This window comes from Phenylobacterium sp. (assembly GCF_036821595.1).
GTDB lineage: Bacteria > Pseudomonadota > Alphaproteobacteria > Caulobacterales > Caulobacteraceae > Phenylobacterium.
Genome location: NZ_DAISJG010000033.1, coordinates 20,184 through 31,188 on the forward strand (window position 1 = coordinate 20,184; position 11,005 = coordinate 31,188).

Consider the following 11,005-nt stretch of genomic DNA (forward strand, 5'->3'; position numbering starts at 1 on the left):
ATCTACGAGTCGGCGAACTACATTAGGCAGCTTGCCCGGGGGACCTTCTGCGGGCGCTTTCACGTTTCCGGAAACATGGCCGACCAGACGAACATGATCCGCGTCCGCGGGGCGCGTGAGCACAACCTCAAGGACGTGAGCGTCGACATACCGCGCGGCGAGCTCGTCGTGCTGACCGGCCTGTCGGGGTCCGGCAAGAGCTCGCTGGCCTTCGACACCATCTATGCGGAGGGCCAGCGCCGCTACGTGGAGAGCCTGTCGGCCTATGCGCGCCAGTTCCTGGAGCTGATGAGCAAGCCCGACGTGGACCTCATCGAGGGCCTGTCGCCGGCCATCTCCATCGAGCAGAAGACCACCAGCCGCAATCCGCGCTCCACCGTCGGCACGGTGACCGAGATCCACGACTACATGCGCCTGCTGTGGGCGCGGGTGGGCGTCCCCTATTCGCCCGCCACCGGCCTGCCGATCGAAAGCCAGACCATCAGCCAGATGGTCGACAAGCTCACCGCGCTTCCCGAAGGCACCCGCCTCTACCTGCTGGCCCCCGTGGTGCGCGGCCGCAAGGGCGAGTACCGCAAGGAGATCGCCGAGTGGCAAAAGGCCGGCTTCCAGCGGCTGAAGATCAACGGCGAGTTCTATCCGATCGAGGACGCGCCGACCCTCGACAAGAAGTTCAAGCACGACATCGACGTGGTCGTGGACCGGCTGGTCACCAAGCCCGGCCTGGAGAGCCGCTACGCCGACAGCCTGGAGACGGCGCTGAAGCTGGCCGATGGCATCGCCGTGGCAGAGTGGGCCGACACCGAGCCCGGCGAGGCCGAACCCCGCCGGCTGCTGTTCTCCGAGAAGTTCGCCTGCCCGGTCTCCGGCTTCACGATCAGCGAGATCGAGCCGCGGCTGTTCTCGTTCAACAATCCCTACGGCGCCTGCCCGGTTTGCGACGGCCTGGGCGCGAAGCTCGCCTTCGACGCCGACATGGTGGTGCCGGACAAGGACAAGACCCTGCACAAGGGCGCCATCTCGCCCTGGGCCAAGGGCCCCTCGCCGCTTTACACCCAGACCCTCCAGGCGCTGGCGCGCCACTACGACTTCTCCATGGACACCCCGTGGTGGAAGCTGTCCGAGGCCGCCCGCCAGGTGATCCTGCACGGCTCCGGCGGGGAGAAGATCCGCTTCATCTACGACGACAACGCCCGCAAGTACGAGGTCAACAAGACCTTCGAGGGCGTGCTGCCGAACCTCGAGCGCCGCTGGCGCGAGACGGACTCCTCCTGGGTCCGCGAGGAGCTCGGCCGCTACCAGTCGGAGACGCCCTGCGAGGCCTGTTCCGGCTACCGGCTGAAGCCCGAGGCGCTCGCCGTGAAGATCGACGGCAGGCACATCGGCGAGGTCTCCACCCTCTCCATCAGGCATGCCGGGGAGTGGTTCGAGGCGCTGGGCGGGCGGCTGACCGACAAACAGATGGAGATCGCGCGGCGGATCCTCAAGGAGATCAACGACCGCCTGCGGTTCCTGGTGAACGTCGGCCTGGACTACCTGAACCTCTCACGCGGCTCGGGGACGCTCTCCGGCGGCGAGAGCCAGCGCATCCGGCTGGCCAGCCAGATCGGCTCGGGCCTGACCGGCGTGCTCTACGTGCTGGACGAGCCGTCCATCGGCCTGCACCAGCGCGACAATACCCGCCTGCTCACCTCGCTGAAGGGCCTGCGCGACCTCGGCAACTCGGTGCTGGTGGTGGAGCATGACGAGGAGGCGATCCTCACCGCCGACTACGTCATCGACATGGGCCCGGCGGCCGGCGTCCACGGCGGCGAGATCATCGCCCAGGGCTCGCCCGACGACATCATGGCCAATCCCCGCAGCCTGACCGGCCAGTACCTGTCCGGCGCGCGCGAGATCGAGGTGCCGGAGGACCGCCGGCCGATCTCCAAGAAGAAGGTGCTGCGGGTCATCGGGGCCACCGGCAACAACCTGAAGAACGTCACCGCCGAGATCCCGGTGGGGACCTTCACCTGCATCACCGGCGTCTCCGGGGGCGGCAAGTCCACCTTCACCATCGAGACGCTGTACAAGGCGGCCGCCCGGCGGCTGCACAACGCCTCGGACGCGCCGGCCCCGCACGAGCGGATCGAGGGGCTGGAGAACTTCGACAAGGTCATCGACATCGACCAGTCGCCGATCGGCCGCACGCCGCGCTCCAACCCGGCCACCTACACCGGCGCCTTCCAGCCGATCCGCGACTGGTTCGCGGGCCTCCCGGAGTCCAAGGCGCGCGGCTACGGCCCGGGGCGGTTCTCGTTCAACGTCAAGGGGGGCCGGTGCGAGGCCTGCCAGGGCGACGGCCTGATCAAGATCGAGATGCACTTCCTGCCAGACGTCTACGTGACCTGCGACGTCTGCCACGGCCACCGGTACAACCGGGAGACCCTGGAGATCATGTTCAAGGGCAAGAATATCGCCGATGTCCTTGATATGACGGTGGAAGAAGCAGCCGACTTCTTCAAGGCCGTGCCGCCGATCCGCGAGAAGATGGAGACGCTGAAGCGGGTCGGCCTGGGCTACATCAAGGTCGGCCAGCAGGCGACGACGCTGTCGGGCGGCGAGGCCCAGCGGGTGAAGCTGTCGAAGGAGCTGTCCAGGCGGGCGACCGGCAAGACGCTCTACATCCTCGACGAGCCGACCACGGGCCTGCACTTCGAGGACGTGAAGAAACTGCTGGAGGTGCTCCACGAACTGGCCGACCAGGGCAACACCGTGGTGGTCATCGAGCACAACCTCGACGTCGTGAAGACCGCCGACTGGCTGGTGGACTTCGGCCCCGAGGGCGGCGACGGCGGCGGCGAGATCGTCGCCCAGGGCTCGCCCGAGCAGGTGGCCGCCAACCCGCGCAGCTGGACCGGCCGCTACCTGCACGAACTCCTGGAGCGCCACCGCCATCGGCGCGGCGAACGGAAGAAGAAGCTGGTCAGCGCGTGACCGATCGCTAGGCTCGCGCCCGGACACAGTTCGGGAGCGAGACCTTGATCCTCTATGGCGCGCCGATGCCGGCGCCGAACCCTCGACGGGTGCGTATCTTCCTGGCCGAGAAGGGGATCGACCTGCCCGAAACGGCGGTGAGCCTGATGCAGCGGGAGCACAAGAGTCCCGAGCACCGGGCGCGCAACTCGCTGGGCCAGGTGCCGACCCTGGTGCTCGACGACGGGACGGCGATCTCCGAGACGGTGGCGATCTGCCGCTACTTCGAGGAGACCCAGCCCGATCCGCCGCTGTTCGGGACGACGCCGGTGGAGAAGGCGCTCGTGGACATGTGGGTGCGCCGCATCGAGTTCATCCTGATGACCCCGGTCGGCAACTTCTGGCGCCACGCCCATCCGCGCACCGCGGCCCTGCTGACCCAGTACAAGGACTTCGGCGAGTCCAACCGCGAAGCCTACGAAGGCGCCCTGCGCTGGCTGGACCAGGAACTGGCCGAGCGGCCGTTCGTGGCGGGGGAGACCTACACCATCGCCGACATCTGCGCCCTGACGACGGTGGACTTCGCCGACTGGATCGGCCTGCCGGTGGGCGAGGAGCACGGCCGGGTGCGGGCCTGGCATGGGCGGGTCTCGGCCCGCCCCAGCGCTCAGGCCTGAGCCTCGCCCCTCAGCGCGCGGTAGGCGGCCACCAGCGGGGCCTGACTGATCACCCACAGAACCGGGGCGAACAGGAACTGGGCGAGGAGCTGGGCCACGTAGAAGCCGGGTCGCTCGCCGAGCGCGCCGGCGTCGGTGCGCAGCAGGAGGCCGAGGTCGCGCCAGCCGGTGGCGGCGCCGGAGATCAGCGCCAGGCCGATCCAGGCCACCGCCATGATCATCGCCAGCAGACAGAAGGTCAGCACCGCCATGCCCAGGAGGGCGGCCGTGTGGCCGCGGGTCAGCCGCCAGGAGGCGGCGAAGCCGATCCGGCGCTCCGCCACGGCGATCGGCGCGGCCAGGGACAGCCGCAGGGCCAGCCAGGCGAGCGCCCCGAACAGGACCAGGATGGCGGGTATGCCGATCCGCCACCCGCCGGCGCGGCCGGCCAGGCTCGAGAGGTAGAGGGCGAGCAGCCCGCCGGCCACGAAGGCGCTCAGCATCACCAGCCAGACAACCGCCACCCTGAGTTCGTCCGGCCCGAACCGCAGGTGCAGGAAGCCCGGCGGCCCCTCGCGCAGCAGCATCCGGAAGAGCGCGGCCACGATCATCACCTCGACGGCGAAGGCGGCGAAGGCCAGCACCAGCCCGCCGAGCGCCCCGCCCACCGTCCCGGCCGTGGCGCTCGTCGTCGAGGCCACGGCGGCGATGCCGATCAGCACGGCGGCCAGGATGGTGGCGGCGATCAGGCCCAGCACGTTGAACAGCGCCCAGCCCACCACCAGCCGCCAGTGGGAGCGGATGACGCGGAAGCCCTCGACCGCCGCGTCACTGGCGGAGAAGCGGCTCAACGGTGCGTCGCCGTCTGGCCGGTGATCTGCTGGTAGGCGACCGCGAAGGGCGCATAGATCATCACGATCTGCAGGACCGACAGCAGGAACTGCATGACGAGGGTGAGCAGCCCGCCGATCACGGCCCCCGCGGTGAGCTGGCCGCCCTCGATGGCCTCGCCGCCGCCGGCGATCGTCACGATGGCGACGGCGATCACGTTCAGCAGCAGCCAGATCATCAGATAGAAGATCGCCGCCAGGACCATCATGCCCAGCAGCGGCCACATGCGGCCGCGGGTGAGCTTCCAGGCGGGACCGAAGGCGATCCTGCGGGTGGCGAAGGTCATGGGCGTCACCATGGAGAGGCGCGCGCCCAGCCAGGCGGTCAGGGCCACCACGGCCACCAGCAGGACGATCCCCACCGGCGAGCCGGTCTCCCGCAGGTAGGTCACCGCGATGATCGCGGCGAACAGGCAGATGAAGCCGATCGGGAACAGCGCCAGGTTCACGGCGGTCAGGCGGAACTCGTCCGCGCCGAGGCGCAGGTGGGCAAGGCCCGGCTCCTCGGGCCGCAGCACCAGCCGGTAGATGCCGGCCATCAGCACCGACATCAGCGTCGCCACCACCAGCAGCACCAGCAGGAAGGCGGGCCAGGACTCCGCCAGCATGCCCGCCACCAGGTCGGCGTCCTCAGGCGTGAGCGGCCCCCGCTGCATCACTTCCGCAAACCGCGGCCCCAGCGCCATCACCATCAGCAGGGCGATAGCCATGATCCCCAGGAAATAGACTCCGGCCCAGGCCAGGATCGTGCCCGGTCGCTCCCGGGTCAGGCGGAAGCCCTCCAAGGCGGCTTCGCTCGCCGAAAACTGGTTCATTCTCGTCCCTTGGCCCGACACGTTGAGGTAACGAGTCGCAGGCCCTTCGGCTGCAACCTGTTACCGCGGGAACCCGCGCGCAAGGCCCCGCTCGCGAACGGGGGCGATCGTTGCTAGTTAGCCACGCATGACGACAGCTCCCGTACACGTGGTCGGCGGCGGCCTGGCCGGATCCGAGGCCGCCTGGCAGATCGCCCAGGCCGGCGTCCCCGTGGTTCTGCACGAGATGCGCCCGGTGCGCGGCACCGACGCCCACCAGACCGACAGGCTGGCCGAGCTGGTCTGCTCCAACTCGTTCCGGGCCGACGACTGGGCCGGCAACGCCGTCGGCCTGCTGCATGCCGAGATGCGCAAGCTGGGCTCGGTGATCATGGCTGCGGGAGACGCCCACCAGGTGCCGGCCGGCGGCGCGCTGGCCGTGGATCGCGAGGGCTTCGCCGAGGCGGTCACCCAACGGCTGGAGGGCCATCCGCTGGTCACCATCGCCCGCGAGGAGGTGGCCGGCCTGCCGCCCGCCGATTGGGACAGCGTGATCGTGGCCACCGGCCCCCTCACCTCGCCCGCGCTCGCCGACGCTATCCTGGAGCTGACGGGCGAGGGCCAGCTCTCCTTCTTCGACGCCATCGCGCCGATCGTGACCTTCGAGTCCATCGACATGACGGTCGCCTGGCGCCAGTCGCGTTACGACAAGGAAGGCCCGGGCGGGGACGCCGCCGCCTACATCAACTGCCCCATGGACAAGGCGCAGTACGACGCCTTCATCGACGCCCTGCTGGCGGGGCCGAAGTCGGAGTTCAAGGACTGGGAGCACGTGCCCTATTTCGACGGCTGCCTGCCCATCGAGGTGATGGCCGAGCGGGGCCGCGAGACCCTGCGGCACGGGCCGATGAAGCCGGTGGGCCTGACCAACGAGCACGACCCGCAGACCAAGCCCTGGGCGGTGGTGCAACTGCGCCAGGACAATGCGCTCGGCACGCTCTGGAACATGGTCGGCTTCCAGACCAAGCTGAAGCACGGCGCCCAGACAGAGATCTTCCGGACCATTCCCGGCCTCGAGAAGGCGGTGTTCGCCCGGCTCGGCGGCCTGCATCGCAACACCTTCCTGAACTCGCCGCGCCTGCTCGACCGGCAGCTTCGGCTGAAGGCCCAGCCCCGGCTGCGGTTCGCCGGCCAGGTGACGGGCGTCGAGGGCTATGTGGAGAGCGCCGCGGTGGGACTGCTGGCGGGGCGCCTGGCCGCCGCCGAGCGCCTCGGCCGGCCGATCGAGGCGCCGCCTGCGACCACGGCGCTCGGAGCGCTGGTGAACCACATCACCGGCGGGCACCTGGAGGGCGGCGCGGGCTCGTTCCAGCCGATGAACATCAACTACGGCCTGCTCCCGCCGCTCGAGGCGCCGAAGAAGGACGCCGAGGGCAAGCGCCTGCCCAACAAGGAGCGCGGCCGGGCCAAGAAGCGGCTGATGGGCGAGCGCGCCCTGGCCGACCTCGACGCCTGGGCGGCCGGCGCGCCGGCGCTGCAAGCCGCCGAATAGCTAGAGGCGGCCGCGCGCGACGGCCCAGATCAGCCGCAGCCGGCGGGCGACCTCGGAGTCCGCGCGCCCGACGAGGGCGGCGTGCGCCACCGCCGGGAAGGCGGCGACGCTGAGCGTCTTCGCGCCCGTGCGGGCACCGCCCAGCAGCTTCTCCACGGTGGACGCGAACACCGGCTGTTCCCGCGCGCGGCGTGACAGCGCCCAGGCCGAGCCCGCGCCGCGGGCCTTGGCGGTGTCGCCCGCGGGATCGAGGATCCGTGCGGCCAGTTCGGCGGCCAGGCCGCCCGTGTCGCGGGCCCATTCCAGCGCCTCGGCCACCGACAGCGGCGTGGCGTCCAGCTCCCGGTAGCGGGCGTCGATCATCGCCTCCAGCGGCTCGCGCGGCAGGCTGCGGCGGCGGATGGCCCGGGCCAGGGCCTGGGCGGTCGGGTGGCGGCGCACAGGCCGTCCCTCGTAGACCTCGTCCAGCACCTCCCGCCACCAGGTCAGGCGGATCTCGCCCAGCAGCGGATTGGAGGCCACCTTCGGCGCGCGGGCGAGTTCGTGGTCGAAGGCGTAGACCGCCACCACGTCGGCGCGCTTGTCCCGGTCGCTCACGAACCGGCTGGAAAGCCAGCGGTCCGGGTCCACGCGTCGCAGGAGGGCGTCGAGGTCGCCGGTGTCGCGGACTGCGTCGTCGCTCATGCTCTCGCCCGGAAAAAAGAAGGCCCGCCGGTTGGGCGGGCCTTCTAGCAGCCTTGGCCGCCGGGCGTCAGCCGAACAGCGTCTGCGTCATCGTCATGGAGGTGAGCATCGGGATCGAAAGCAGCAGGTTGGTGCGCGAGAACAGCATGGCCACCCGGCCGGCCTTGGCCTTGGCGTCCGCGTCGGCCTCGACGATGCCCAGCGCGATCTTCTGGTTCGGCCAGATGAACGCCCAGACGTTGATGAACATGATGATGCCGAGCCAGGCGCCCAGGCCCATCAGGGTGTAGCCGCGGTCGCCGGCGCCGTAGCCGTTGAACAGTCCGAGCGTCAGGGTCTCGTGCGCGTAGTCGACGCCGCGGGCGTAGGCGAGGATCAGGCCCATGACCACGGTGGCGAGCGCCGCCCAGCGGAACCAGAACAGCGCCTCGGGCGCGATGTACTTGGACACCGCCGGCTTAAGCTCGGCCGGGATCTCGGGCATTTTGCGGATCTGGACGAAGTTGAAATAGTAGAGCAGCCCGATCCAGAGCACGCCGAAGAAGGTATGCAGCCACCGGAAGACGGCCTGCCAGAAGGCGGCGTCGACGCCCTGCGGGCTCTGCGAGTAGGCGAAGATCATGATCAGCGCCAGGACGACGCTGAGAATTACCGTGTTGCGGAAATTGGAAAGCAGACCAGCCATCTTGGAGCCCCTCGAATCCTACCTGGGCTGTCAGGTATAGGGTCGTTTTGACGCAGGCGCAAAGCGCCATGCGGGGGCTTCAGACGGCGATCAGGGCCGCGGCGAGCCGGCGGCCTTCGGCGGTGAGCACGTTGTAGAGCCGGGCGGCCGCCGGCGTGTCCATGAACTCCAGGCCGATGCCCGCGCGCTGCAGGGCGTCGCGCACCGGCCGCGGCGGCTGGGCGTTGCGGGCGCCCACGCCCAGCAGCAGGAACTCCACCTCGGCGCGGCCGGCGGCCAGCACCGGCTCCAGGCTCTCGGGCGTCAACTCGGCGAGCGAGGTCACGGACCAGGACCGCGCCTCGTCGGCCAGGATCAGCAGCGAGCCCTCGCGCCGCTCTCCGGAGAGCCGGAAGCCGCCGCCGCCATAGGCGTCGATGGAGGGCGCGTCGCGGGCCACGGCCGGCGAGCCTTACGGCCTGACGCCGGCCGGCTTCAGGGGCTCGGCTTCCTCGTCGCCGCGTTTGACGCCCCACAGCAGGATGACCGGCGCCGCCACGTAGATCGAGGAATAGGTGCCGATCACGATCCCGAACATGAGCACGAGCGACATGGCGAACAGGGTCGGGCCGCCGAAGATCGCGAGGCCCGCAAGCGCCAGAATGGCCGTGACGCCGGTGATGATGGTCCGCGACAGGGTCTCGTTGATCGACAGGTCGATCACCTCGCGCAGCGGCATGCGCTTGTACTTGCGCAGGTTCTCCCGCAGGCGGTCGAACACGACGACGGTGTCGTTCATCGAATAGCCGATGACGGTGAGGATGGCGGCGACCGTGGTCAGGCTGAACTCGAGCCCGAGGAGGCCGATGACGCCGAAGGTGAGGATCACGTCGTGGAACAGGGCCACGACCGCGCCGATCCCGAACTGCAGCTCGAAGCGGAACCAGATGTAGACCATCATCAGCAGGATCGCGAGGCCGAGCGCCATCAGGCCGCTGGAGAACAGCTCCCCCGAAACCTTGGCGCCGACCACATCCGGCTGCTCGAAGGTCACCTGCCCGAGCGCCTGGGTCAGGGCCGCCCGGACCTGCTCGGCGGTCTGGCCGGTGTCCGCGCCGGCGGGGGCCTGGTAGCGCACCATGGCGGCGCTGGCCTCGCCGAAGCCCTGCACCTGCGGGTCGCCGAGTTCCAGCCGCGAGAGCGCCTCGCGCGCAGCGGCGAGGTCCACCGCCTTGGGGGCGGTGGAGAACTCGATCAGCGTGCCGCCCGTGAAGTCGATGCCGCAGTTGAGGCCGCCGCAGGGGGGCTCGAACGGAAGGAATGCGCGGGCCAGGGAGGCGACCACGGCGAGGGCCGACAGGACCGCGGCGAACTTGGCGAACGCCACGAACCGGAAGTTGGTCTTCTGCGGCAGGAGTTTGATCAGGGGCCACATGGGTCAGGCCCTCCTTACGCGATCGGCAGGGTCTTCGGACGGGTGGCGCGGAACCACACGGCCAGAAGCACCTGGGTGATGAGGACGGCGGTGAACACCGAGGTGATCACGCCGATCGAGAGGGTCCAGGCGAAGCCCTTCACCGGCCCCGCGCCGAACTGGAACATCAGCAGCGCCGCCAGCAGGGTCGTCAGGTTGGCGTCGATGATGGTGCTCATGGCGCGCGAGAAGCCTGCGTCCATCGCCGAGATCACCGAACGCCCCGCCCGGATCTCGTCGCGCATGCGCTCGTAGATCAGCACGTTGGCGTCGACCGCCACGGCCAGGGTCAGGATCAGGCCGGCTATGCCGGGAAGGGTCAGGGTGGCCTGGGTCAGGCTCATGGCCGCGATGATCAGCAGGCCGTTCACCAGCAGGGCGAGGATCGAGATGCCGCCGAAAAGCAGGCCGTAGGCCATGATCATGAACACGATGACCGAGACGAAGGCGATGGCCGTGGAGATCTTGCCCGCCTGGATCGAGTCCGCGCCGAGTTCGGCGCTCACGGTCCGTTGCTCCTCGACGTTGAGCGGGGCCGGCAAGGCGCCGGCGCGCAGCAGGAGGGCGAGGTCGTTCGCGCTGTCGGGCGTGAAGTTGCCCTCGATGTAGCCGGAGCCGCCGGTGATCGCGGAGTTTATCCGCGGCGCGGAGATCACCTTGCGGTCGAGCACGATGGCGAAGCGCTTGCCGATGTTCTGGCTGGTCACCTCACCGAAGCGCCGCGCGCCCTGGCCATTGAAGCGGAATTCGACGATCGGCTGGCCGTTCTCCGGGTGGAAGGCCTGGTTGGCGTGCACCAGCATCTCGCCGGTGACCACCGACCGCTTCTTCACCACGACGAAGGGCTCGGCCGGATCGTCCTGCGGCAGCAGCTCGGAACCCGGCGGGATCCGGCCCGCGGCGGCCTCGGCAGGGCCGACGCTGTCGTCGACCATCTGGAAGGTCAGCTTGGCGGTCTGGCCGATGACGTCCTTCAGCCGCTCCGGATCGCTCTCGCCCGGGGCCTGGACGACGACGCGGTTGGTCCCCTGGCGGGTGATGCTGGGTTCGCGGGTGCCGAGCTCGTCCACCCGGCGGCGGATGATCTCGATGGACTGGTCGACGGCGCGCGAGGCCTCGGCGTCCAGCGCCTCGGGCACGAAGGCGATGCGGATCCGCTGGTCAGGGCCGGTCGAGACGGTGACGTCGCGGCCGGCGACCGTGCCGGCCAGCGGCACGCCCAGGGTGTTGCGCAGCACGCGCAGTGCAGGCTGCACCTGGGCCGGATCGGTGATCCGGACGGCCACCTCGCCGCCCGCGACGCCCAGGTCGGTGAAGGCGACCTGCTCGTTGCGCA

At 69.8% G+C, this 11,005-nt stretch carries 10 protein-coding genes; 3 read left to right on the forward strand and 7 right to left on the reverse strand.

The window, feature by feature from the left end; all coding sequences use genetic code 11:
• The first annotated feature begins 75 nt into the window (after nt 1-75).
• Both uvrA and V7Z97_RS13970 read left to right on the forward strand, forming a co-directional pair.
• Complete coding sequence (uvrA, locus tag V7Z97_RS13965) at nt 76-2,976, forward strand: excinuclease ABC subunit UvrA (protein ID WP_334164040.1); 2,901 nt, start codon at nt 76-78, stop codon at nt 2,974-2,976.
• A gap of 44 nt (nt 2,977-3,020) precedes the next feature.
• Nucleotides 3,021-3,632 carry a glutathione S-transferase family protein gene (locus V7Z97_RS13970; RefSeq protein WP_334164041.1) on the forward strand — a complete coding sequence of 204 codons (612 nt, stop codon included), beginning with the start codon at nt 3,021-3,023 and terminating at the stop codon, nt 3,630-3,632.
• On the opposite strand, the gene V7Z97_RS13975 is transcribed toward V7Z97_RS13970, so the two are convergent.
• Together V7Z97_RS13975 and V7Z97_RS13980 are read right to left on the reverse strand one after the other, a co-directional pair.
• On the reverse strand, nt 3,623-4,462 hold the full coding sequence (locus tag V7Z97_RS13975; RefSeq protein WP_334164042.1) for a hypothetical protein: 840 nt from the start codon (nt 4,460-4,462) through the stop codon (nt 3,623-3,625). The two genes, V7Z97_RS13970 and V7Z97_RS13975, sit on opposite strands and share 10 nt — an antisense overlap.
• Entirely contained in the window at nt 4,459-5,316 is an 858-nt protein-coding gene (locus V7Z97_RS13980; protein WP_334164043.1) for a hypothetical protein, read from the reverse strand. The genes V7Z97_RS13975 and V7Z97_RS13980 overlap by 4 nt, the downstream gene beginning before the upstream one ends.
• 127 nt (nt 5,317-5,443) lie before the next feature.
• Between V7Z97_RS13980 and trmFO the strand changes: the two genes are divergently transcribed.
• The gene (gene trmFO, locus V7Z97_RS13985) at nt 5,444-6,847 is read left to right on the forward strand and encodes a methylenetetrahydrofolate--tRNA-(uracil(54)-C(5))-methyltransferase (FADH(2)-oxidizing) TrmFO (RefSeq protein ID WP_334164044.1); all 1,404 of its coding nucleotides are present in this window, start codon (nt 5,444-5,446) and stop codon (nt 6,845-6,847) included.
• Here trmFO and V7Z97_RS13990 read toward each other — a convergent pair whose 3' ends face one another.
• From V7Z97_RS13990 to secD, 5 genes are all read right to left on the reverse strand, one after another.
• Nucleotides 6,848-7,531, reverse strand: a complete 684-nt coding sequence (locus V7Z97_RS13990) for a squalene/phytoene synthase family protein (RefSeq protein ID WP_334164045.1) — start codon at nt 7,529-7,531, stop codon at nt 6,848-6,850.
• Between the two features lie 67 nt (nt 7,532-7,598).
• Nucleotides 7,599-8,216: a hypothetical protein gene (locus V7Z97_RS13995; protein ID WP_334164046.1), complete on the reverse strand. Its 618-nt coding sequence runs from the start codon at nt 8,214-8,216 to the stop codon at nt 7,599-7,601.
• Between the two features lie 79 nt (nt 8,217-8,295).
• Nucleotides 8,296-8,655, reverse strand: coding sequence for an Mth938-like domain-containing protein (locus tag V7Z97_RS14000; RefSeq protein WP_334164047.1), 360 nt, complete (start codon nt 8,653-8,655; stop codon nt 8,296-8,298).
• A gap of 12 nt (nt 8,656-8,667) precedes the next feature.
• A complete protein-coding gene (secF, locus tag V7Z97_RS14005) occupies nt 8,668-9,630 on the reverse strand; it encodes a protein translocase subunit SecF (RefSeq protein ID WP_334164048.1) in 963 nt (320 codons plus the stop codon).
• Nucleotides 9,631-9,644: 14 nt separating this feature from the next.
• On the reverse strand, nt 9,645-11,005 hold a 1,361-nt coding region (gene secD, locus V7Z97_RS14010), incomplete at its 5' end, for a protein translocase subunit SecD (RefSeq protein WP_334164049.1).